This window comes from Kitasatospora sp. NPDC059648 (genome assembly GCF_042734825.1).
Taxonomy (GTDB): domain Bacteria; phylum Actinomycetota; class Actinomycetes; order Streptomycetales; family Streptomycetaceae; genus Kitasatospora.
In genome coordinates this window covers 102,744-126,403 of sequence record NZ_JBHWDU010000015.1, presented here as the reverse complement: position 1 = coordinate 126,403, position 23,660 = coordinate 102,744, and the positions used below count along the sequence as shown (strand labels likewise).

The window sequence follows — 23,660 nt, the reverse complement described above, 5'->3', positions numbered from 1 at the left end:
TTTTTTTCACCGCGCCCCTCGCGGCTGTGTTGCCACCCCTTTTGGGGGGGGGGCCCCCGGCCCCCCCCCGGGGCGCGCCCCCCCACCACCCCGAACCGAAGCACCGAAAGGAACCGACCCACGTGTCAGAGCAGTCCCGGCCCGACGGCACCGTGCCCAACCCGGTGATCCCCGGCTTCCACCCCGACCCCAGTGTCTGCCGCGTGGGCGACGACTACTACCTCGTCTGCTCCAGCTTCGAGTACTTCCCCGGCATCCCGGTCTTCCACAGCCGCGACCTGGTGAACTGGAGGCAGATCGGCAACGCCCTGGACCGGCCGGCCCAGCTGCGCCTCCCGCGCGACATGCCGTCCTCCGGCGGGATCTACGCACCGACGCTGCGCCACCACGACGGGCGCTTCTGGCTGGTCGTCACCAACGTCGGCGACGGCGGCAACCTGCTCTTCACCGCGACCGACCCGGCCGGCCCCTGGTCCGACCCGGTCCGACTGCCCGGGGTCCACGGCATCGACCCGGACCTCGCCTGGGACGAGAACGGCACCTGCTGGTGCACCGTCGCCGGGATCTCCCAGGTACGCATCGACCCGGTCACCGGCGAGACCCTCGGCGAGCCGCACCGCGTCTGGTCCGGCACCCCCGGCGCCACGGCCCCCGAGGCCCCGCACCTGTACCGGATCGGCGCGTACTGGTACCTGATGATCGCCGAGGGCGGCACCGAGCGCGGGCACGCCGTCTCCATCGCCCGCGGCCCGTCGCCCTCCGGCCCCTTCGAGCCCTGCCCCGCCAACCCGGTGCTGACCCACCGCGGCACCGCCAGCCCCATCCAGAACACCGGACACGCCGACCTCGTCCAGGCGCCCGACGGCTCCTGGTGGATGGTGCTGCTCGCCGTCCGGCCGCGCGGCGGCACCCCTGCGTGGTACGTGCTCGGCCGGGAGACCTTCCTCGCCCCGGTCGAGTGGGTGGACGGCTGGCCGGTGGTCGGCCCGGTCACCCCCGAACTGCCCACCCCGGCCTGGCCGCTGCACCCCGTCCCCGCCGTGCCGGCCCGGGACGACTTCGACCTGGCCGAGCTGCACCCCCAGTGGATCTCGCTGCGCGAGCGCCCGGAGCACCTGTGCACAACGAAGGAACGTTCCGGCTGGCTCACCCTGCGTGCCGCCGGTGCCTCGCTGGACGAGAACGACGCGGCCTTCGTCGGCCGGCGCCAGCAGCACCTCGCCTGCCGGGCCAGCATCCTGATCGACCCCGCCGACGGCCGCGGCGGCCTGGCCGTCCGCCTGGACGAGGAGCACCACTACGAGATCGAGGCGGCCGACGGCGAGGTGAAGGTGTTCGCCCGGATCGGCCCGCTGCGCACCGAGGTCGCCGCCCGGCCGGTGCCCGCCGGAGCGGTCGTGCTCGGCGTCGAGATCGCCCCGCGGCCGACGCGCGGCCCGCGCACCGGCCCTGACGACGTCCTCCTCGGCGTCGAGGAGCCCGACGGCACCTTCGCCGTGCTCGCCACGCTCGACGGCCGCTACCTGTCCACGGAGGTGGCCGGCGGCTTCACCGGCCGGGTCATCGGCATGTACGCCGCGGCCGGCACCGTCCACTTCGACCGGTTCGACTACGAGCCCCTCCCGCTCCCCTGACCTCCCCTCAGGGGCTTCGCCACCTGTTGACACGAAAGGGACCTACCGTGAACGACGCGCAACGGACCGCACGCACCCGCAACCGCCGCCTCCACCGCACGGCCGGACTCCTGGTCGCGCTGGTCACCACCGGCGCCCTGTGCGGCGGCACGGCCGTGGCCGCACCCGGCGACCAGCCCCCGTCGGCGGCCGAGGCCGCCGGGGCCAGGGTCCCTCACGACGCCATGGCCGCCGTGGCCCGGATGCAGCCCAGCTGGAACCTCGGCAACACCCTCGACGCGATCCCCGACGAGACCTCCTGGGGTAACCCGCGCACCACCAAGGCCACCTTCGACGGCCTCAGGGCCCAGGGCTTCCGCAGCGTCCGGATCCCGGTCACCTGGTACCCGCACCAGTCCGACACCGCCCCGTACACCATCGACCCGGTGTGGATGAACCGGGTCAAGCAGGTGGTCGACCTCGCCCTGGCGGACGGCCTCTACGTCGAGATCAACGTCCACCACGACTCGTGGAAGTGGATCGCCGACATGTCCACCGACCACGACAACGTCGTGGCCCGCTTCAACTCCACCTGGCAGCAGATCGCCACCGCCTTCAAGGACGAGCCGCGCACCCTGCTCATGGAGAGCATCAACGAGCCCCAGTTCTCCAACACGACCGACGCCCAGAAGACCCAGTACCTGCGGGAACTCAACACCTCGTTCCACGACGTCGTGCGCGACTCCGGCGGCGGGAACAAGGACCGCCTGCTCGTCCTGCCCTCGGAGGAGACCAACAGCGCCCAGCACTGGCTGGACGACCTGTCCACCACGATGAGTTCGCTGCACGACCGCAACCTGGTCGCCACCGTGCACTACTACAGCTGGTACCCGTTCAGCGTGAACATCGCCAACGGGACCACCTACGACGCCACGGCCCAGAAGGACCTCACCGAAGGCTTCGCCCGGGTGCACGACACCTTCGTCGCCAAGGGCATCCCCGTCTACCTCGGCGAGTACGGCCTGCTCACCTCGCCCTACTCCGGCGTCGTCGAGCGCGGCGAGATGCTCAAGTACTTCGAACAGGTCAACTACGAGGCACGGCGCAGCGGCATGACCTCCGCCGTCTGGGACGCCGCCAACGACTTCCTGAACCGCGGCACCATGCAGTGGCAGGTCCCCGAGATGAAGGCCCTGATCCAGAGCTCCTGGCGGACCCGCTCGGGCACCGCCTCCACCGACAACGTCTTCCTGCCGAAGTCCGGCCCCGTCACGGCCCAGACCGTCACCCTCAACCCCAACGGCCTCCGGTTCGCCGGCCTCTGGCAGGGCGACCGCCCGCTCATCCCCTTCCTCGACTACACCCTCGACGGCGACCGGCTCACCCTGACCGCCGACGCCCTCACCCGCCTCGCCGGCGACCGCGCCGCCGGTGTGAACGCGAACATCCAGGTCCGCTACTCCGACGGCGTCCCCTGGCAGCTCTTCGTGCGCTCGTACGACAAGCCGGTGATGTCCGACGCCACCGGAACGGCCGACGGGCTCACCATCCCCACCCGGTTCAACGGCGCCCTCATGGCCAACGTGCAGTCCACCTACGCCGACGGCACCGCCGCCGGCCCGGCCTCCTGGACCACCTACCAGACCTTCGACAACTACCGCGCCGACTACGGCGCCGACACCACCACCGTCAAGCCCGACTTCCTCAAGTCCCTCAAGGACGGCGCCCCGGTCACGCTCACCTTCCGCTTCTGGACCGGCGACACCGTCACCTACCACCTGACCAGGTCCGGTGACACGGTGACCGGCACCGCCTCCTGACCCCGCTCCCCTCCCGCCCCGGCCGCCCGTCCCACCGGCGGCCGGGGCCCTCCACGTTCCGAGGTGCGCCCGTGTTCCCGCTGCCCCCGCGCGTCCTGTTCGGCGCCGCCTACTACCACGAGTACCAGCCGTACGAACGGCTCAGGGAAGACCTCGACCTGATGGCGGCGGCGAAGTTCACCGTCATCCGGGTCGGCGAATCCGTCTGGTCCACCTGGGAGCCCGAGAACGGCCGCTTCGAGCTGGACTGGCTGACCCCGGTCCTCGACGGCGCCCGGGAGCGCGGCCTCGCCGTCGTCCTGGGCACCCCCACCTACGCCGTGCCGCCCTGGCTCTCCCGGCAGTACCCGGAGATCGGCACCGAGCAGGCCACCGGTCGGCGGATGGGCTGGGGCGCCCGTCAGGAGGCCGACTTCTCCCACCCCGCCTTCCGCCACCACGCCGAACGCGTCACCCGCGCGATCCTCGCCCGCCACGCCTCGCACCCGGCCGTCATCGGCTTCCAGGTCGACAACGAGCCCGGCCTGCGTCTGCCGCACAACCACGGCGTCTTCCAGCGCTTCGTCGACCACCTGCGGCACACCTACGGCGATGTGGAGACCCTCAATCGCGAGTGGGGCCTGGTCTACTGGTCGCACCGCCTCTCCACCTGGGCCGACCTGTGGCGGCCGGACGAGAACCAGCAGCCGCAGTACGACGTCGCCTGGCGGGCGTTCCAGGCCTGCCAGACCACCGAGTTCATCGCCTGGCAGGCCGGAACCACGCGCGAGTACGCCCGCCCCGACCAGTTCGTGACCACCTGCCTCGCCTACAACCACCCCGCGATGGCGGACGACGAGATCACCGACGCCCTCGACGTCACCGCGGGAAACCCGTACTACGAGATGCAGGACTCCCTCGCGCTGCCCGACCCCACCCCGGACGACCACGAGCAGCAGTGGAAGACCACCGGCGTGTGGGCGCTGTACCAGAGCGCCGACCGGCTCTTCTCCTCCCGGCAGGAGCCGTTCCTGGTGACCGAGACCAACGCCCAGGCCATCAGCGGCACTTCGGAGAACCGACCGGCCTTCGACGGCCAATGGCGGCAGGCGGCCTGGGCGCTCGTCTCACGCGGTGCGCGGATGATCGAGTACTGGCACTGGCACACCCTGCACTTCGGCACCGAGACGTACTGGGGCGGGATCCTCCCGCACAGCGGCGAGCCCGGCCGGGTCTACGCCGAACTCGCCCGACTGGGAGCCGAGTTCGAGACCGCCGGGCCGGTGGTCGCCGGGATCGAGCCCGACGCCGACCTCGCGATGGTCTACTCGATGCCCAGCAAGTGGCTGATGCAGAAGTACCCGCCGTTGGCGAGGCCGGACGGCGCCCCGGACCCGACCTCCTACCACCGCCTCTTCGACCCCTTCTACCGCGGCGCGTTCGAGGCCGGCCGCCAGGTGCGGATCCTGCACGCCCGCCAACTGCACGACGCCCGGGGCGAGCGCGAGGGTCCGGCACCCGAGGAGGCCGCGCGACGCCACCCCGTGCTGGTCGTCCCCGGGCTCTACCTCGCCGAGGACTCCCTGCTCGACTGGCTCGCGGCCTACGCCGGGGCCGGCGGCCACCTGGTGCTCGGGCCGCGTACGGGCTACGCCGACCAGGAGGCCCGGGCGCGCCACCAGACCGCCCCGCCACGCCTCGCGGCCGCCGCGGGTGTCCGGTACGACGAGTTCAGCAACCTGCCCGCGGACCTGCCGCTGCGCGCCGCCCCCGGCAGCCCGCTGTCGCTTCCGGCGGGCGCCGCCGCGACCCGCTGGGTGGAGGGCCTCACCGCCACCGACGCCACGGTACTGGCCGGGTACGACCATCCCCACTTCGGCCGCTGGTCCGCCGTCACCACCCGCGCCCACGGCGCGGGACGGGTGACCTGCGTCGGCACCGTGCCCGGGCGCGACCTGGCCCGGGCGCTGGCCGCCTGGCTGGCACCCTGCCCGGCGAGCGGCTGGGGCGAGCCGCCCGCCTCCGTCACCTCCACCACGGGAACCGCCCCGGACGGGCGCCGCGTCCACGTGGTGCACAACTGGAGCTGGCAGCCCGTCGACGTGCCGGCGCCCGTGGCGCTGGTCGACGTGCTCAGCGGCACCCCGGTGCCCGCCGGCGGGCCGGTCGCCCTGGGTGCCTGGGACGTGCGGGTCCTCGTCGCGGAATGAAGAGGGGCGGTGGGCCCTACCCGGCCCACCGCCCGTTCCCCTCGGCCCGAAGCCCCTACTCGGCCGAGAAGCGGTACACCGTCATCGAGCGGAAATCCTCCCCCGGGCGCAGGACGGTGGAGGGGTACTCGGGGTGGTTGGGCGAGTCCGGGAAGTGCTGGGTCTCCAGGGCGACGCCCGCGTACGCTCCGTACGGGCGGCCGGAGGGCCCGCGCAGCGTGCCGTCGAAGTGGTTGCCCGTGTACACCTGCAGCCCCGGTTCCGTCGTCAGGCACTCGACCCGCCGGCCGCTGGCCGGGTGGCTCAGGACGGCGGCCCGCCGGAACCCGTTCCCGTCCAGCACCCAGTTGTGGTCGAACCCGGCGCCGGCCCGGCGGATCTGCTGGTCCCCGTCGACGACGCGGTCCCCGATCCGCCGCGCCTCGCGCAGGTCGAAGGGCGTGCCCCGGACCGGCGCGAGGGGCCCGGTCGGGATCAGCTCGGCATCGACCGGGAGGTAGCCGCGGGCCTCGACGCGCAGCAGGTGGTCGAGCACCGTGCCGCTGCCCTCACCGGCCAGGTTGAAGTAGGTGTGGTTGGTGAGGTTGACCACCGTCGGCGCGTCCGTGGTCGCCCGGTAGCCGATCCAGAGCCGACCTGCCGGGTCGAGCAGGTAGGTCACCTCGGCGGTGAGCGCGCCCGGGAAGCCCTGGTCGCCGTCCGGGCTGTGCAGGCGCAGGCGCACCCCCGCCCGGCGACCCTCCCGGACCGGTACGCCGTCCCAGAGCCGGGTGGCGAAGCCGTCCCTCCCCCCGTGCAGGGTGTGGCCGGTCGGCTGGGTGGTGAGCCGGTGCGTCGTGCCGTCGAGCGGCAGGACGCCGTCGGCGATCCGGTTGGCGTAGCGGCCGACCGTCGCACCGAAGTACGCGCCCTCCCCGAGCAGGTCGGCGACGCGCTCGCAGCCGAGCACGACGTTCGCCCGCCGCCCCTCCCGGTCCGGCACGTACAGGGACTGGAGGCGGGCGCCCAGGCTGAGCACCTCCGCCCGCAGGCCCGAGGGCGAACCGATGGTCCAGCGGGTGACGGACCGCCCGTCCGGCAGGGTCGCCGCGACTCCCTGGGAGACCGTCAGCTCGCCCGGGGACACGAGTGCGTCTTCCGGCACGGGGGTGCTCCGATCCCTGCCGGGCCGGGGGGAGAACGGGCGACGCCCGCCGCGAGGGCGGGCGTCGTCGGACCGGGGCCGGCGGCTCACAGGCCCTGGGCCAGGCGGTGGTAGGCCTGGTTCCAGCGCAGTTCCTTGGTGAACCGGCGCAGGGAGGTGTCCTCGTCGATCAGCAGGAGTTCCACCCCCAGCATCTCCGCGAGGTCGTCGAGCTCCTCGGCGCCGACCGCGCGGGAGAGCACGGTGTGGTGCGGCCCGCCGGCCGTCAGCCAGGCCTCGGTGGAGGTGTGGAGGTCCGGGCGGGGCTCCCACACCGCCCGGGCCACCGGCAGGTGCGGCAGCGGCGCCGGCGGCGCGACCACGTCCACCTCGTTGGCGACCAGCCGGAACCGGTCGCCCAGGTCGGCGAGGCCGACCACGACGGCCGGGCCCGGCTCGGCGTCGAAGACCAGGCGGACCGGGTCCTCCCGTCCGCCGATGGACAGGGGGTGGATCTCGCAGGAGGGGGTGTCGGCCGCGATGCTCGGGCAGACCTCCAGCATGTGCGCGCCGAGGATCAGCTCACGGCCGAACTCCAGGTGGTAGGTGTAGTCCTCCATGAAGGAGGTGCCGCCGGCCAGTCCGCCGGACGTCACCTTGAGGGTCCGCAGCAGGGTCGCCGTCTTCCAGTCGCCCTCGCCGCCGAAGCCGTAGCCGTCGGCCATCAGCCGCTGCACCGCGAGGCCGGGCAGCTGGCGCAGTCCGCCGAGGTCCTCGAAGTTGGTGGTGAAGGCCTTGAAGCCGCCCTGCTCCAGGAAGCCGCGCAGGCCGAGCTCGACGCGCGCCGCGTACCGCAGCGAGTCGTGGCGACCGCCGCCGGCGCGCAGCTCGGGCACGAGACGGTAGTTGTCCTCGTACTCCTTGACCAGTGCGGTGACGTCGCCGTCGTCGGCCGCGTCCACCGCGGCGACCAGGTCGTTGACGCCGTAGGTGTTGACGGAGACCCCGAACCGGCGCTGGGCCTCGACCTTGTCCCCCTCGGTGACGGCGACGTCGCGCATGTTGTCACCGAAGCGGGCGAGCTTGAGGCCGCGCAGTTCGGCCCGGCCGGCCGCGGCTCGGGCCCAGGTGGCGACTCTGGCGGCCACGGTCGGGTCGCTGACGTGTCCGGCGACGGTCTTGCGGGTGACACCGAGGCGGGACTGGATGTAACCGAACTCGCGGTCGCCGTGGGCGGCCTGGTTCAGGTTCATGAAGTCCATGTCGATGGAGTCCCAGGGCAGGTCGACGTTGGCCTGGGTGTGCAGGTGGAGCAGCGGCTTCTGCAGGGCGTCGAGTCCGGCGATCCACATCTTGGCCGGGGAGAAGGTGTGCATCCAGGCGATCAGGCCGATGCAGTCGTCTGCGGAGTTGGCCTCCAGGCAGACCCGGCGGATGGCGCTCGCGTCGGTGAGGACGGGCTTCCACACCACCTCGACCGGCACGGCCGGGTCGCTGTTCAGGGCTGCGGCGATCCGCCGGGACTGCTCGGCGACCTGACGCAGCGTCTGCTCGCCGTAGAGCCCTTGGCTGCCGGTCAGGAACCAGACCTGTCGTCCGTCCAGTGGCTTCTTCACGGGGGGCTCCTTACCGGGCCTGGGGCTGGCCGTAGACGTTCTGGTAGCGGTGGTTGAGGCTGTCGATGTCCGCCTGGGAGATCGGCAGGGGCTCGCCGAGCTGGCGGGAGAGGTGGACGGTGCGGGCCACGTCCTCGCACATCACGGCGGCCTTGACGGCGGCCTCGGCGTCCTTGCCGATGGTGAAGACGCCGTGGTTCTGCATCAGGACGGCGGGCGAGCGGTGGCCCGTGAGGGTGTCCACGATGCCCCGGCCGATCGAGTCGTCGCCGATCAGGGCGAACGGACCGACCGGGATCTCCGCGCCGAACTCGTCGGCCATCGCGGTCAGTACGCAGGGCACGGCCTCGCCGCGGGCCGCCCAGGCGCAGGCGTAGGTGGAGTGGGTGTGGACCACCCCGCCGACCTCGGGCAGGTGGCGGTAGACGTAGGCGTGCGCGGCGGTGTCGGAGGACGGCGCGTGATCGCCCTCCACGACCTTGCCGTCGAGGTCGCAGACGATCATGTTCGCGGGCGTCAGCTCGTCGTAGGAGACGCCGCTGGGCTTGATGACCAGCAGGTCCTCGCCGGGGACGCGGGCGGAGACGTTGCCGGCCGTCCAGACCACCAGGTTGTAGCGGACCAGTTCCTGGTGGAGGTCGCTGACCTGGCGGCGGATGCGGTCGATGGTCGCGTTCACGGAGCCTCGCTCGGTGTGGTGAGGGCGGCGTTGCGGATGTCGCGCAGGCGGTGCAGCAGTTTGTCGGCGCCGAGGCCGAAGTGGTCGTGCAGGGCGCGGTATTCGGCGAAGAGCCGGTCGTACGTGTCGGCGGCTGCCGCGTCGGGCCGGTAGGCGCCCTGCCGTACCCGGCCCATGGCGGCTGACGCGGTCCGGACGTCCGGGTACGCTCCGGCGGCGACGGCCGCGTGGATCGCGGAGCCGAGCGCCGGGCCCTGCTCGGACTCGGCGACCGAGACCGGGCGGCGCAGCACGTCGGCGTAGATCTGCATCAGCAGGGCGTTCTTCTTGAGGCCGCCGGTGACGATGAACTCGGTGACCGGGACGCCGCCCCGCTCCAGGGCCTCGACGATGACGCGGGTGCCGAACGCGGTGGCCTCCAGCAGGGCCCGGTAGATCTCCTCGGGCCGGGTGGCCAGGGTCAGGCCGACGATCACCCCGGACAGGTGGTGGTCGACCAGGGTGGAGCGGTTGCCGTTCATCCAGTCGAGCGCCACCAGCCCGTGGGCGCCGACGGGTTGGCCGGCGGCCTTGCGGGTGAGCAGCTGGTGGAGGTCCTCGCCGTTCGCCTCGGCCTCGGCCAGGTACTCGGCGGGCGCCCCCTGGCGCAGCCACCAGGCGAAGATGTCGCCGACGGCGCTCTGTCCGGCCTCGTAGCCGTAGGAGCCGGTGACGATGCCGTTCTCGACCACGCCGCAGATTCCGGGGACGTCGGCGAGGGTCGCGCCGTTGACCACGTGACAGGTGGACGTGCCCATGATGGCGAGGAGTCGACCGTCGTCGACGGCCCGGGCGGCCGGAGCGGCCACGTGGGCGTCGACGTTGCCGGCGGCGACGGCGATGCCCTCGGGCAGGCCGGTCCACTCCGCCGCCTGCGCGGTGAGCGCGCCGACCCGGGTGCCCAGCGGGGAGAGCGGATGCTCCAGGCGGGTGCGGGCGAAGTCCGCGAACTCCGGGTGGAGCGCGGCGAGGTAGTCCTCGCTCGGGTAGCTGCCGTCCTGGTGGATGCCCTTGTAGCCGGCGGTGCAGGTGTTGCGGCTCTCGGCGCCGGTGAGCTGCCAGACGATCCAGTCGGCGGCCTCGATCCAGCGGGCGCACGCGGCGTAGACCGCCGGGTCCTCCTCCAGTACCTGCAGCGCCTTGGCGTACTGCCACTCGGCGGAGATCCTGCCGCCGTACCGGGAGATCCACTTCTCACCGCGGGCGTGGGCCACTGCGTTGATCCGGTCGGCCTGGGGCTGTGCGGCGTGGTGCTTCCAGAGCTTCGGCCAGGCGTGCGGCCGGGCCGACCAGGCGGCGGTCTCGGCCAGCGGGGTGCCGTCGGCGAGCACGGGCAGGACGGTGCAGGCGGTGAAGTCGGTGGCGATGCCGATGACCTGGGCGGGGTCGACTCCGGAGGCGGCGATCGCGGCCGGGACGGCGGTGCGCAGCACCTCGCGCCAGTCCGCCGGGTGCTGGAGCGCCCAGTCGGGCGGGAGCCGGCGGCCGGTGCCGGGCAGCTCGCGCTCGATCACGGCGTGCGGGTAGTCGTGGACGGCGGTGCCCATCTCCTCGCCGTCCCGGACCCGGACCACCACTGCGCGGCCGGAGAGGGTGCCGAAGTCGACACCGATGACGTACCGGTCGGCGTCGCGGGCGGCAGGGGGAACGGTCACTTCGTCATCCTTCGTACGGGAGGGCTGAGTTGGTCGCCCGTCGTCTCGCCGTCTTCGGTCTGTCGCCGGTGCGGTCCTCGACCGGGGCAGGGCGGAACGCACCGGCGACAGGCTTCATTCCGCCACCCCACCCTCGGAAGGCAGCGGAACGCGGATCCGTCGGCCGGGCGCGTGGAAGCGGGATGAGGTGGCCCGGCCGGCGGAGTGAGGGGGCGTTGTTGTTGTTAACGCTCACAGAGATTGTTAGCGCTCACAACCATGGTGTCAAGGAAAGTTTCACGAGGACGGAACCCTCGAAACCGGGTGATCCGCGCGCCGGCCCGCGGCTACCGGCTGAACGCCCCGGGGGCAGGGCCCACGCTGCGCCGCAGCACCATCTCCGGCAGGATCTCCACACGGGAGTCGGAGAACGCCACGCCCTCCAACTCCCCGACGAGCAGCTCCAGGGCCCGGCGGCCGAGTTCGGCGAAGTCCTGCCGCACGGTGGTCAGCGGCGGGGTGAAGTACGCGGCCTCCGGGATGTCGTCGAAGCCGACCACGCTGATGCCCTCAGGGACCGAGCGGCCGGCCTCGTGCAGGGCGCGCAACAGGCCGAGGGCCATGTGATCGTTCGCGCAGAAGACGGCGGTGACCTCGGGCAGTCGGGCGATCCGCAGACCCGCCTGGTAACCCGAGCGGGCGCTCCAGTCACCGCGCTCCACCTCCGGCACGGGAGCTCCGGCCGCCTGCAGCGCGAGGCGCCACCCCTCCTCGCGGTCCCGGCTCTCCAGCCAGTTGGCCGGCCCCGCCACGTGGTGAACCGTGCGGTGCCCGAGGTCGAGCAGGTGACCGGTGGCCTCCCCGGCGCCGGAGCGGTTGGCCACCGACACCATGGGCACCCGGCTCTGGTCGCCCGAGCCGACCGCGACGACCGGCACCGAACTGGAGAGCCGGGCCACCGCGCTGACCGAGGAGGTCTGCGGCGCTATCACCACCACGCCCTCCACCCCCTGGTCGCGCAGCCGGTCGACGGCCTCCTGGACCGAACGGCCGTCCAGCGACCGCAGGCTGGTCACGCTCACGAAGTACCCGGCGCTGCGCGCGGCGCGCTCTATGCCGTCCAGCATCGAGGCGGGGCCGTAGAGGGTCGAGTCGAAGCTGACCACCCCGAGGGTCTGCGAGCGGCGGGTGACCAGCGCGCGGGCGGCCGAGTTGGGCCGGTAGTCCAGTTCCCTTATGGCGGCCAGCACCCGGTCCCGGGTGTCGGGCCGGACGTGCGGGGCGCCGTTGAGCACGCGGGACACCGTCTGGTGGGACACTCCCGCCAGTTTCGCCACGTCCGCCATCACGGGCTGGCGCTGTTCAGTCCCGGCGCTGTCGGTTCCCACTCGCAGTCCCCTCCTCGGTTGTGGACCACAGTACGCGACCAGGTCCGGGCCGATCCGTCGCCCACGGTCCGACCGGCGGCTTCCCTTCCTACCAGCGCTTCGGACCGCGCGACATGTGCCGATACCGCCAAGTTAACGCGCGCATCTTCTCCGTGAAGGAGATTGCCAGGTCGACCGTCCCGCGGCCGCGAATCGGCGGCGCTGCGTGAACGGTGCGGCACGCAACGCGTCCGCTCCGCGCCGGGCGGCTACCCGGCCATGCGCCGCCGAACCAGTGCCCGGTCCGGCTCCGGCAGCGCGTCGGCGACCAGGAGCCGCGGCAGCAGGGCCGGTTGGAGCGTCATCGCGCGGAAGACGACTTCGACGGTCACGTCGTGGTCGGGCCGGTGCACGATCTCGACGGGGTCGCCGGCCCGGACGGCCCCCGGCGCGATCACGCGCAGGTAGGCACCCGGCACCGCGGCCTCGGTGAAGCGCGTGATCCAGCCCTCTCGCTCCAGCCACCCCTGGAACGTCGAGCACGGTATCCGTGCGCACGACACCTCCAGGACCGCGTCCGGCCCGACGCGCCAACGTTCGCCGATCAGCGCACCGTTGACGTCGAGACCGACGGTCGTGAGGTTCTCCCCGAAGACGCCGTTCGGAAGCGCCGTGCCCAGCTCGGCCTCCCAACCGTCGAGGTCCTCGCGGGCGTAGGCGTAGACGGCCTGATCGGCGCCGCCGTGGTTCTTCACGTCGTAGGCGCGGTCACCCGCGAGACCGACCGCACCGCTGCCCTTAGGACCGGGGTCGGTGACCGCGACCGGACCGTCCACGGGCCGCTTGTCGATGCCCGTCGCGCCGAGCCCCTTCCACGGATTGGGCCGGGGCCTGCCCACGTTGACGGAGAGCAGCTTCATGCCCCCGACGGTACGGGCTCCTTCGCGCCGGGGCGATCCGTTTTCCTGCCGCATCCCGGCATCCACCACCCTTCGGTCCGCCCCGTCACGGCAGGCGCGGTCGTTTCGCCGCACACGGACGGGTCCCCTGGCTGCCGCGCCCGGCCGCCGCCCGGCGGCCCGGCCCCGACCCGTCCGGCAGCCCGGCCCCGACCCCGGCTCCGCAGGCCGGGCGGAGCCGGAGCCGGGGCCGGGCGGAAGCGCAGCTATCCGAGCGCCCACTTCTGGTTGTCCCCGCCCCAGCAGCTCCACAGCTGGACGGGCGTCGCATCGGCGGTCAGCGCCCCGGCGACGTCCAGGCAGCGGCCGGACTGGACGCCGGTGACGCTCCCGTCGGAGTTGAACTGCCACTGCTGGTTGGCACCGCCGTTGCAGGGCCAGGTCACCACCTTGGTGCCGTCGGCCGTCGCGGCACCGTAGGCGTCCAGGCACAGCGTCGTGCCGGCGACGTCCACGGTGAGCCGGCCGTCGGCGGTGCGGGTCCAGGTCTGGTTCGCCGCTCCGGAGCAGCCGTAGATCTGTGCCTGCGTCCCCGGTGCGGTGGAGGCGTTGGGAACGTCCAGGCACTTGCCCGAACCGGCTCCGCGCAGCGCCCCCGTGGCGGCCGCCGGGACACTGGCGTAGCCGGCCGCGACGATGTTGGCCTGGACGGCGTTCTCGGTGGACTCCGACGGGTAGCCGGAGGTCATCACGCCCTCGTAGAAGGTGCCGCGGGCGCCGTTGCTGTTGTCGCCGCCGATGCCGAGGATGATCGCCCCCTCCTTGTGCATCGGGTTGTAGCCCGAGGCGTTCGGGCGCGGACCGGAGTAGAAGGTCGACAGCCCGCCGGACTGGGCGTCGCCGGCGCGGATCGCCCACTGGTTCGGGGCGCCCTTGACCATGGCCGTCAGGTAACGGTGGTTCACCGTCGGGTCGTTGGCGTTGTAGCGCGTGTTGACGCCGGAGAACAGGCCGTTCTCCAGGTCGGCCATCACCCAGGGGCCGGGCCCGCTGCCGTAGCCCCAGACCTTGATGTTGCCGAAGTAGATGGCCTCCATGTGACCGTTGCCGGTGTCGTTGCTGCTGGTCTCGGCGTTGCCGTAGTCGAAGCAGCAGGCGCCGTTGTAGTGGGTGCCGTCGAGGATCGCGTACATCCCCTCGGGCTGGTCGCCGGTGGCGACGCCGGAGGTGTGGTTGTTGCGGTAGCCGGTGCCCGGCGCGACGTACACGCCGTAGGCGCGGTGGCCGTTCAGCGTGGTGGGCGCGAGGGTAGCGTCCGCGAGGTTGTCCGGGCCGGGTGCGGCCCCACCGCCGGGGGCCTGGGTGAGGTGGTTCTTCCGACCGCTCTGGTCGTAGATCACGGTGATCACGCAGCTGGTGCCGGCGCAGAAGGAGTCCTGGGCGGCGGCGTCGGCGTAGCCGCCCGTGCCCAGGACGCCGATGTCCCGCAGCGCCTGGTCCGAGGCACGGCGGACCTGGTAGAGCGGCCCGCCGTACCCGCCGTAGAGCGCGCGGGTGGTGCTGTGCGCGGCCACACAGGGCGTGCCGCCGGCGGCGTAGAGGTCGCACGGCCCCTGGGTGGCCGCCTGGGCCACCCCGCTGGTCGCGGTGGCGCCCGCCAGGGCGCCGACGAGGACGGCGAGGGCCGCCCCGGCCCGGGCGAGGCGGCGCAGTGCGCCCCGTCCACGGGTGGTGCTGTGGGTGTCACTCATGGTGTCTCCCTGCTCATCCGGTGTCTCCCTGCTCGACGTTGAGCGCGGCCAAGGAAGTGTGAGCGTTAACAACTCTGCCCACGGCAACACACTTCGGCCGGGGCGGGAGGTGGGTGGAGCTCCTGGACCGATGACAGTGCCCGCACCGACGGCGCCCCGTCAAGGGTGCCGACCCCGTTCTCGTGAGGAGGCCGCTGATTGTCCATGACCGGCCGTCAGGAGTGACACTTCCGTGGTTGCACGGTGGTTGACGCTGGCAGATGTGAGCGCTCACACTCAGCGGCACACCTGAGCGTTCGCGCCGGTTCGCCGCACCTTTCACCAGCTCCCCACCCACCGGCAGCGATCGAGAGGAACAACCCCGTGCGCGCACCCTCCCCCGCCCCTCCAGAGCCGCCCGCATCGCGTCCGCCGCGATCGTCACCCTGGCCCTGGCCGTCGGCTGCAGCAAGCAGGGAGCCGGCGACCCGGGCTCCGCCACCGGCGGCACGCCGGCCGCCGCGCCCGCGATCCAGGGCGACATCACCTTCAACGACGACAACCTGACCCGCCTGGACGCCGCGCTCAAGTCGGCGCTCCAGGGCAAGGACCTCTCCCAGCTGGACGTGGCCATGGTGGTCAACGTCGCCGTGGACTACTGGAACGCCGGCAAGGCCGGCTTCAACAAGGGCCTCGCCGACCTCGGCGTCAAGGGCACCTTCCAGGCCCCGGCGAACGGCCGGCTGGACCAGCAGCTGTCCATCCTCCAGACCCTCCGCGGCCAGGACATCTCCGCCTTCTCGCTCTCCGCGATCGACCCGACCGCCGTCAAGTCACCGATCCAGTCCGCGTCCTCGGCCGGGATCCCGGTGCTGGCGATCGACTCGCCACTGCCCGCCGAGGACGGCGCCGCGCTCTACCTCGGCACGCCCAACTACCAGGCCGGCAAGCGGGCCGGCGAGGCGATGAAGGCCGCGCTGGGCGGCCGGGGCAAGGTCGTGGTGCTGGTCGGGTCGCTGACCGCGTCCAACGCCGTCGAGCGCATCCAGGGCTTCGAGGACGCGCTGAAGGGCACCGACATCAAGGTGTCCAACAAGCTCGCCGACAACATGGACGCGGCCAAGGCCCTCACCAACGCGCAGACCGCCATCCAGACCGACCCGGGCGTGACCGGCCTGTACGGCGTCTACTCCTACGACGGCCCCTCCGCCGCACAGGCCGTGCAGGCCGCCGGCCGGACCGGCAAGGTCAAGGTGATCTCCGACGACAGCGACGCCCAGACCCTGACGTTCATCCAGCAGGGCGTCATCCAGGCGACCGTCGTCCAGTCGCCCTACCAGCAGGGCTACACCGGCGCCTACCTGCTGGCCGCGCTCAAGGTGTTGGGCAGGGACGCCACGACGGCCGTCGTCAAGCCCTTCCTGGAGTCCGACGGCAGCACCCTCAGCTCCGGGGTCGGCGTGGTCACCCCGGACAACCTGGCCGCCTTCCGGGCCAAGCAGACCCAGCTCGGCATCACGGGATGACCGGGACGACCGACCGCACCGCCGACCGGCCGGCCGCCGCCCTGCGTGCGGTGCGCAAGAGCTACGGGCCGGTCACCGTGCTGGACATTCCCGAACTGGAGCTGGCGCGTGGTCAGATCACCTGTGTCGTGGGCGAGAACGGCGCCGGGAAGTCGACCCTGATGGGGGTGCTGGCCGGCACCGTCTCCCCCACCTCCGGCGAGGTCCTGATCGCCGACCGCCCGCTCCAGCCCGGTCGGCCCGACCACGCGAAGGCGCTCGGCGTCAGCCTGGTGGCGCAGGAGTTCCCACTCGTCGGCCGACTGAGCGTGGCCGAGAACCTGCTGCTCGGCCGGCGCGCCAGGGTCGCCCAGGGCGCCGGTGCGCTGTCCGGCGGCAACCAGCAGAAGGTGGTGTTCGGGCGGTGGCTGCACGCCTCCCCCGAGGTGCTGCTGCTCGACGAACCCACTCGTGGCGTGGACGTGGGCGCCAAGGCCGAGATCTACCGGCTCGTCGACCGCGCCGCGGCCGACGGTCTGGCCGTCCTGGCCGCCTCCTCCGAGTTGGAGGAACTGCTGTGGATCTGCCACCGGATCCTCGTCATGGCCCACGGGCGGATCGTCGCCGACCTGCCACGCGAACTCTTCAGCAAGGAACGGATCATGACAGCGGCCACCAGCCGGCCCGAGCCGGCGGCAAGCACGGAGGCGACCGTATGACCACCCGGACCGCTCCCGCCCCGGAGAGGGCCCAGGCGCCGACCCGCGGCCGGCTGCGCGCGCTGGTCGACACACCCGAGGTGGGCGTGGTCGTGGCCTGCCTCGCGGTGTTCGCAGCGCTCGCACTGGCCCGGGACACCTTCGCGAGCGCGGTCAACCTCCAGGGCATGGGCGCCGATCTGGCGCAGTACGGGCTGATCGCGATCGGCGAGTCGCTGGTCATCCTGACCGGCGGCATCGACCTGTCGGTGGGCGCCCTGCTGGGCACCAGTGTGATCCTCATGTCCTGGTTCAACGTGCGGGCCGGCCTGCCCGCCGGACTGGCGGTGCCGGCCACACTGGCGGTCGCGGGACTGGTCGGCCTCGTCCACGGACTGGCCGTCACCCGGCTGCGGATGCCGCCGTTCGTCGTCACCCTGGTCACCTACACCGTGGCGCAGGGCGTGACCCTGGCGATCACCTCCGGCACCTCGATCACCGGCATCTCACCGTTCTTCGGCGACATCGGCCAGAGCTACCTCGCCCAGGTCCCGGTGCCGCTGGTGCTGTTCGCCGCGGTCGCCTTCGCCGCGTGGTTCTTCCTGGAACGCACCTACGCCGGACGGCAGGTCTACGCGGTCGGCGGAAACCCCGAGGCGGCCCGGCTGGCCGGCATCCGCGGCGACCGGCGGGTGGTGTCCATGTACGTGACCTCCTCGCTGTTGTCCGCCTTCGCCGGCATGCTCGTACTGGGCCGGATGGGGGTCGGCTCCGCCAGCGGCGTCGGCGTCGGCTGGGAACTCACGGCGATCGCGGCCGCGGTCATCGGCGGGGTCAGCCTGACCGGGGGCCAGGGCCGCGTCCTGGGGATCGTGGCCGGCGCCGTCCTGCTGGAGCTGATCAACAACGGACTGACCACCCTTCAGGTCAACTCCGACTACACCAACATCGTGCTCGGTTGCGTCCTCGGCCTGGCCATCACGGCCGACCGGCTCCGCGCCCGGCACGTGGCGCGGAGGTCATGACCCCTCCCGCCCGTCACGGCAGCCGGATCCCCCGGCGGAGACGCCCGCGCAGGTGAGCGGACCCGGGCCGACGGGCCGGCGCGGCACCGCGACCCAACGGTGATCTCGCGCCCCTTGACGGCACGGTTGTTAGCGTTAACACTTCATTTCACGCCAGGCCAGAGCTATCACAGCCCCGACGTTCCACAGCGCGAGGGACCGCTCCGGCCGGCCCGCTCGACCGCCCCGAGTCGCCCCGCCAGGGTCGCTCTGCACGGTCGCGGATCATCATTCACTGGAGGAACTGTGCGGAAGCTTTCAGCGGGCCTCGTCGCGGTGGGCCTGACGCTCTCGTTGGCGGCCTGCGGGCAGAGCGCCAACGGAGCCGGCGACGGGGCGGCCAAGGGCGACGCCAAGGGTGGGCTCATCGGCATCGCGATGCCGACCAAGTCGTCGGCCCGCTGGATCGACGACGGCAACAACATGGTCAAGGACTTCCAGGCCAAGGGTTACAAGACCGACCTGCAGTACGGCGACAACGTGGTGGAGAACCAGGTCTCCCAGGTGGAGAACATGATCACGAAGGGCGCCAAGCTGCTCGTGATCGCCGCCATCGACGGCTCCTCCCTCACCAACGTGCTGCAGAAGGCCGCCGATGCGCACATTCCGGTCATCTCGTACGACCGACTGATCAGGGGCACCCAGAACGTCGACTACTACGCGACCTTCGACAACTACAAGGTCGGTGTCCTCCAGGGCGGATACATCGCCGACAAGCTCGGCCTGAAGGACGGCAAGGGGCCGTTCAACATCGAGCTCTTCGCCGGCTCGCCGGACGACAACAACGCGACGTTCTTCTTCAACGGCGCGATGAGCGTGCTCAAGCCGTACATCGATCAGAAGAAGCTGGTCGTGCAGAGCGGACAGACCGACTTCAACCAGGTCGCCACGCTGCGCTGGGATGGTGGTGTCGCCCAGTCCCGGATGGACAACCTGCTGAGCAAGGCCTACACCACCGCGCACGTCGACGCCGTGCTGTCGCCGTACGACGGCATCTCGATCGGCATCCTCTCCTCGCTCAAGGGCGTGGGCTACGGCACCGCGAAGTCCCTGCCGATCGTCACGGGCCAGGACGCCGAGCTGGCCTCGGTCAAGTCGATCATCGCGGGCGAGCAGACCGAGACGGTCTACAAGGACACCCGCCAACTGTCCAAGGTCGCCGTCCAGATGGGCGACGCGCTGCTGACCGGCGGCAAGCCCGAGGTCAACGACACCACCCAGTACAACAACGGCGCGAAGGTCGTTCCCGCCGAGCTGCTCCAGCCGGTCAGCGTCGACAAGGACAACTACCAGAAGATCCTGGTCGACAGCGGCCAGTACACCGCGGACCAGCTCAAGTAGCCCACGGGGCCCGGTCGGCCGGGCCCCGAGCCGAACCGGCGGTGCGACGCCCGGAAGACCTGCCCGCGCCGCACCGCCCCGAACGATACGGACGCACAACCATGGCTGGACCCGTTCTCGAAATGCGGTCGATCAGCAAGTCGTTCCCCGGCGTCAAGGCGCTCTCCGAGGTCAACCTGACCGTGGCCGCCGGCGAGGTGCACGCCATCTGCGGTGAGAACGGCGCGGGCAAGTCCACCCTGATGAAGGTGCTCAGCGGGGTCTACCCGCACGGCAGTTACGAGGGCGAGATCCTCTTCGAGGGCGAGCCCTGCCGGTTCAAGGACATCCGGGCGAGTGAGCAGCGCGGAATCGTCATCATCCACCAGGAGCTCGCCCTGGTGCCGTACCTTTCCGTCGCCGAGAACATCTTCCTGGGCAACGAGCACGCCACCCGCGGCGTGATCAGCTGGCACCGGACGCTCACCCACGCCGCCGAACTGCTCCGGCAGGTCGGTCTGGAGGAGAGCCCGCACACCAGGATCGCCGACCTCGGCGTGGGCAAGCAGCAACTGGTCGAGATCGCCAAGGCGTTGGCCAAGAAGGTCAAGCTGCTCATCCTGGACGAGCCGACCGCCGCGCTGAACGACGAGGACAGCCGCAAGCTCCTCGATCTGATCCTGGAGCTCAAGGCGCAGGGCATCTCCTGCATCATCATCTCGCACAAGCTGAACGAGATCGCCCGGGTCGCCGACGCCGTCACCATCCTGCGCGACGGACAGACCATCGAGACCATCGCGATCGGCTCCGAGGGCATCTCCGAGGACCGGATCATCCGCGGCATGGTCGGCCGCGACCTGGAGCACCGCTATCCCGACCGCACCCCCGACATCGGCGAGGTCGCCTTCGAGGTCCAGGACTGGACCGTCCGCCACCCGATCGACCAGCAGCGCACGGTGGTCGACGGCGCCTCGCTGACCGTACGTCGCGGCGAGATCGTCGGGATCGCCGGCCTGATGGGCGCCGGCCGCACCGAGCTCGCGATGAGCGTCTTCGGCCGCTCGTACGGGCGCTGGAGCGGTGGCCGGGTGCTGCTGCACGGCCGGGAGGTCCGCACCCGTACGGTGCCCGAGGCCATCGGGCACGGCATCGCGTACGTCACCGAGGACCGCAAGCACTTCGGTCTCAACCTGATCGACGACATCAGCCGGAACATCTCGCTGAGCGCGCTCGGCAAGGTCACCCGGTACGGCCGGGTCGACCGGCACGAGGAGAGCAGAGTCGCCGAATCGTTCCGGCGGACCATGAACATCAAGGCCCCGACGGTGTTCACCCGGACCGGCACGCTCAGCGGCGGGAACCAGCAGAAGGTCGTCCTCAGCAAGTGGATCTTCGCCGAGCCGGAGGTGCTGATCCTCGACGAGCCCACCCGGGGCATCGACATCGGCGCCAAGGCGGAGATCTACACCGTCATCGCCGAGCTGGCCGCCCAGGGCAAGGCCGTGCTCGTCATCTCCTCGGAACTCCCCGAACTCCTGGGCCTGTGCGACCGGATCTACACCATGGCCGAAGGCCGGATCACCGGCGAGGTCGCCCGCGCCGACGCCACCCAGGAATCCCTCATGCGGCTCATGACCATGAGCACGGCATCCAGCAACGAGCAGGTGTAGGTAATGGCCCAGACCGAGATCATCGCGGACTCCACCCAGAACGGCCCTGAGCCCGACCGGAGTCCGTCCGTCGGCTCCGTGTTGGCCCGCGCCCTGCGCGGCAACGTGCGCCAGTACGGCATGCTGGTCGCGCTCGCGCTGATCGTGCTGCTGTTCCAGATCTGGACGGACGGCATCCTGCTCCAGCCGCTCAACATCACCAACCTGATCCAGCAGAACGGCTACATCCTCATCCTGGCGATCGGGATGATGATCGTCATCATCGCCGGGCACATCGACCTCTCGGTCGGCTCGCTGGCGGCCTTCGTCGGAGCCGCCGCCGCGGTGATGATGGTCGAGCACCACCTGCCGTGGCCCGTGGCGATGCTGGTCGCGCTGGTGATCGGCGCCCTCGCCGGTGCCTGGCAGGGCTTCTGGATCGCCTATCTCGGGATCCCGTCGTTCATCGTCACCCTGGCGGGCATGCTGCTGTTCCGCGGGGGCACCCAGATCCTGCTGCAGGGCCAGTCGGTGGCACCCTTCCCCAAGGGCTTCCAGAGCATCAGCAGCGGCTTCCTCCCCGAGGTGGGCCCGCACACCGACTACCACAACCTGACCCTGCTGCTCGGTCTCGCGGTGCTGGTCGTCGCGGTCCTCCAGGAGCTGCGCGGTCGGCGGCAGACCGCCTCCTACGGGCTGGAGGTGCTCCCGCCCGGGCTGTTCCTGGCCAAGCTCGCCGTGATCACGGCGGCCGTGCTCGTCTTCACCCTGCTGCTCGCCAGCTACCACGGCGTGCCGATCGTGCTGCTGATCCTCGGCGCCCTGCTGGTCGGCTTCGGCTACCTGATGCGCAACTCGATCATCGGTCGCCACACCTACGCGATCGGCGGCAACGAGGCGGCGGCCAAGCTGTCCGGGGTGAAGAGCAAGCGGGTCGTCTTCCTGGCCTTCACCAACATGGGCGTGCTCGCGGCGCTGGCCGGGCTGGTCTTCGCCGCGCGGCTCAACGCCGGCACCCCGCAGGCGGGCATCAACTTCGAGCTGGAGGCGATCGCCGCCGCGTTCATCGGCGGCGCCTCCGCCAGCGGCGGCGTGGGCACGGTCCTGGGCGCGATCATCGGCGGGCTGGTGCTCGGGGTACTGAACAACGGCATGTCGCTGGTCGGCGTCGGCACCGACTACCAGCAGGTGATCAAGGGCCTGGTGCTGCTCGCAGCCGTGGGCTTCGACGTCTACAACAAGCGCCGGGCCGGATCCTGACCCGGTCCACCGAAGGACGGGCACGGTGCCTCGGCACCGTGCCCGTCCTTCCGCGTTCCCTGCGGCGCGGACCGGTTCCCTCAAGGTCCTCCGGTGCGCGGCAACCTCCTTCGGCCCGCGGCGGCTGACGGGCGACACCGAGGGCGGAACACCCCTCGGGTCGTCCGGACAGCACCGTCGACCGCCGCTGCGCAGCCACCCCGCCGCCCACTCCGCCGCCCGCCCCGGGGCGGCCGTGGAAGGCCGCGGAGAGAATCGGTGCCCGAGCGGCAACCTTTCCGCGCCCGGCGGCCACTGACCGGTGCAAGGTCGACTCGATCTACCGATTTGGATGGGCATGAGGGCAACGAGGCACGCCGCCCCCCGGGCGCGGGGCGGGCGAGGGCTGGTCATGGGTGTTCCGTTGGCGCTGGTGGCCGTCGGCCTGCTGGTGTGCCTGGCTCTCGGGCTCACCGGAGGCAGCGGGGCCGGTTCCGGGCAGCCCGCCGGAGCCGCCGCCGGAGCCGCCGCGCAGAGCGTGCCGACCACCGGCGGCGGTCCGGACGGCGCCACGCCCTCGGCTGCCCGGCCGTCGCCCACCGCGCCGTCGCCCACCGGGCCGTCACCGACGCCGTCCACCGGCACGCCGTCGGCCTCGGCTCCGGCCCCCTCGAAGCCGTCCCCCGCCGCGACGCCCTCCGCCGCCGCGACGCCGCCGCCCTCGGCGGCCGGCAGCGCGCGTACGGCGGCCGCCGCGACCGTGCAGGCCGGGCGGATCGAGCCCGGGACGAGCTACCAGGGCGTCGCGACCTCGTACGACGCGGCGGACGGCAACGGCGCCTGTTCGTTCGGTCCGTCCGGCGATCCCATGGTCGCGGCGATGAACCACACCGACTACGAGACGTCCAGGGCATGCGGGGCGTACGTGCAGGTCCACGCCGCCGACGGGGCGAGCGTCACGGTGCGGATCGTCAACGAATGCCCGCTGCCCTGCGCTCCCGGTCAGCTCGACCTCAGTCACGAGGCCTTCGCCAAGCTCGCCGACCTCTCGGTGGGCCGCCTCCCGATCACCTGGACGCTTCTGAGCCCCGGCGCGCCGGACGGCATGTCGGTCCGGTACAAGACCGGGTCCAGCCAGTGGTGGTGCGGCATCCAGGTCATCGGGCACCGGAACCCGGTGGCATCGCTCGACGTCCGGACCGCCGGCGGCTGGCGGCCGTTGACCCGTACCGACTACAACTACTTCCTCTCCCCCGACGGCAGCGGGTGCGGCGGGCCGATCAGGGTCACCGACATCTACGGCGAGCAACTGACCGTCGACGGGATCGCGTTGCGGCCGGACGTCGTGCAGCCGGCCCGCGTCCAGTTCGCCCGGCATTGAGCGCGCGGCTCGCCCGTCGGCGGGTGGCGGTCTCCGGCGGGCAGGTCCACCACCCCGACCCGAAGGAGGGCACTGCTACGCTCATGCCTCTTGTT

General features: G+C 71.8%; 17 protein-coding genes. 10 read left to right on the top strand and 7 right to left on the bottom strand.

Annotated features, from left to right (window positions below; translation table 11 throughout):
• Positions 1 to 122 precede the first annotated feature (122 nt).
• From ACFV1W_RS12680 to ACFV1W_RS12670, 3 genes are all read left to right on the top strand, one after another.
• Positions 123 to 1,634: a glycoside hydrolase family 43 protein gene (locus ACFV1W_RS12680; protein ID WP_380415734.1), complete on the top strand. Its 1,512-nt coding sequence runs from the start codon at positions 123 to 125 to the stop codon at positions 1,632 to 1,634.
• Positions 1,635 to 1,681: 47 nt separating this feature from the next.
• Positions 1,682 to 3,433 carry a cellulase family glycosylhydrolase gene (locus ACFV1W_RS12675; protein ID WP_380415733.1) on the top strand — a complete coding sequence of 584 codons (1,752 nt, stop codon included), beginning with the start codon at positions 1,682 to 1,684 and terminating at the stop codon, positions 3,431 to 3,433.
• A gap of 71 nt (positions 3,434 to 3,504) precedes the next feature.
• Positions 3,505 to 5,622 (top strand): beta-galactosidase, encoded by a 2,118-nt coding sequence (locus tag ACFV1W_RS12670; RefSeq protein ID WP_380415731.1) that lies wholly within the window; start codon positions 3,505 to 3,507, stop codon positions 5,620 to 5,622.
• 55 nt (positions 5,623 to 5,677) lie between these two features.
• On the opposite strand, the gene ACFV1W_RS12665 is transcribed toward ACFV1W_RS12670, so the two are convergent.
• From ACFV1W_RS12665 to ACFV1W_RS12635, 7 genes are all read right to left on the bottom strand, one after another.
• Positions 5,678 to 6,766 (bottom strand): aldose epimerase family protein, encoded by a 1,089-nt coding sequence (locus ACFV1W_RS12665; RefSeq protein ID WP_380415729.1) that lies wholly within the window; start codon positions 6,764 to 6,766, stop codon positions 5,678 to 5,680.
• An 86-nt stretch (positions 6,767 to 6,852) separates the two neighbouring features.
• On the bottom strand, positions 6,853 to 8,361 hold the full coding sequence (araA, locus tag ACFV1W_RS12660; RefSeq protein ID WP_380415727.1) for an L-arabinose isomerase: 1,509 nt from the start codon (positions 8,359 to 8,361) through the stop codon (positions 6,853 to 6,855).
• Between the two features lie 10 nt (positions 8,362 to 8,371).
• Entirely contained in the window at positions 8,372 to 9,040 is a 669-nt protein-coding gene (locus tag ACFV1W_RS12655) for an L-ribulose-5-phosphate 4-epimerase (RefSeq protein ID WP_380415725.1), read from the bottom strand.
• The gene (locus ACFV1W_RS12650; protein WP_380415723.1) at positions 9,037 to 10,734 is read right to left on the bottom strand and encodes a ribulokinase; all 1,698 of its coding nucleotides are present in this window, start codon (positions 10,732 to 10,734) and stop codon (positions 9,037 to 9,039) included. The genes ACFV1W_RS12655 and ACFV1W_RS12650 overlap by 4 nt, the downstream gene beginning before the upstream one ends.
• Positions 10,735 to 11,060: 326 nt before the next feature.
• Positions 11,061 to 12,059 carry a LacI family DNA-binding transcriptional regulator gene (locus ACFV1W_RS12645; RefSeq protein ID WP_380415744.1) on the bottom strand — a complete coding sequence of 333 codons (999 nt, stop codon included), beginning with the start codon at positions 12,057 to 12,059 and terminating at the stop codon, positions 11,061 to 11,063.
• Between the two features lie 290 nt (positions 12,060 to 12,349).
• On the bottom strand, positions 12,350 to 13,000 hold the full coding sequence (locus ACFV1W_RS12640) for an MOSC domain-containing protein (protein ID WP_380415721.1): 651 nt from the start codon (positions 12,998 to 13,000) through the stop codon (positions 12,350 to 12,352).
• A gap of 245 nt (positions 13,001 to 13,245) precedes the next feature.
• Positions 13,246 to 14,730 carry an arabinofuranosidase catalytic domain-containing protein gene (locus tag ACFV1W_RS12635; RefSeq protein WP_380415719.1) on the bottom strand — a complete coding sequence of 495 codons (1,485 nt, stop codon included), beginning with the start codon at positions 14,728 to 14,730 and terminating at the stop codon, positions 13,246 to 13,248.
• A gap of 611 nt (positions 14,731 to 15,341) precedes the next feature.
• On the opposite strand from ACFV1W_RS12635, the gene ACFV1W_RS12630 reads away from it, so the two are divergent.
• From ACFV1W_RS12630 to ACFV1W_RS12600, 7 genes are all read left to right on the top strand, one after another.
• Positions 15,342 to 16,235, top strand: a complete 894-nt coding sequence (locus ACFV1W_RS12630) for a substrate-binding domain-containing protein (RefSeq protein WP_380415717.1) — start codon at positions 15,342 to 15,344, stop codon at positions 16,233 to 16,235.
• Positions 16,232 to 16,933 carry an ATP-binding cassette domain-containing protein gene (locus ACFV1W_RS12625; RefSeq protein ID WP_380415715.1) on the top strand — a complete coding sequence of 234 codons (702 nt, stop codon included), beginning with the start codon at positions 16,232 to 16,234 and terminating at the stop codon, positions 16,931 to 16,933. Before ACFV1W_RS12630 ends, ACFV1W_RS12625 begins: the two co-directional genes overlap by 4 nt.
• A complete protein-coding gene (locus ACFV1W_RS12620) occupies positions 16,930 to 17,937 on the top strand; it encodes an ABC transporter permease (protein WP_380415713.1) in 1,008 nt (335 codons plus the stop codon). The genes ACFV1W_RS12625 and ACFV1W_RS12620 overlap by 4 nt, the downstream gene beginning before the upstream one ends.
• Positions 17,938 to 18,222: 285 nt before the next feature.
• Positions 18,223 to 19,317 carry a multiple monosaccharide ABC transporter substrate-binding protein gene (gene chvE, locus ACFV1W_RS12615; protein ID WP_380415711.1) on the top strand — a complete coding sequence of 365 codons (1,095 nt, stop codon included), beginning with the start codon at positions 18,223 to 18,225 and terminating at the stop codon, positions 19,315 to 19,317.
• A 101-nt stretch (positions 19,318 to 19,418) separates the two neighbouring features.
• Positions 19,419 to 20,966, top strand: a complete 1,548-nt coding sequence (gene mmsA, locus ACFV1W_RS12610) for a multiple monosaccharide ABC transporter ATP-binding protein (RefSeq protein ID WP_380415709.1) — start codon at positions 19,419 to 19,421, stop codon at positions 20,964 to 20,966.
• A 3-nt stretch (positions 20,967 to 20,969) separates the two neighbouring features.
• Positions 20,970 to 22,205, top strand: coding sequence for a multiple monosaccharide ABC transporter permease (gene mmsB / locus ACFV1W_RS12605; RefSeq protein WP_380415707.1), 1,236 nt, complete (start codon positions 20,970 to 20,972; stop codon positions 22,203 to 22,205).
• Between the two features lie 391 nt (positions 22,206 to 22,596).
• Complete coding sequence (locus tag ACFV1W_RS12600) at positions 22,597 to 23,565, top strand: expansin EXLX1 family cellulose-binding protein (RefSeq protein ID WP_380415705.1); 969 nt, start codon at positions 22,597 to 22,599, stop codon at positions 23,563 to 23,565.
• The last annotated feature ends 95 nt before the right edge of the window (positions 23,566 to 23,660 follow it).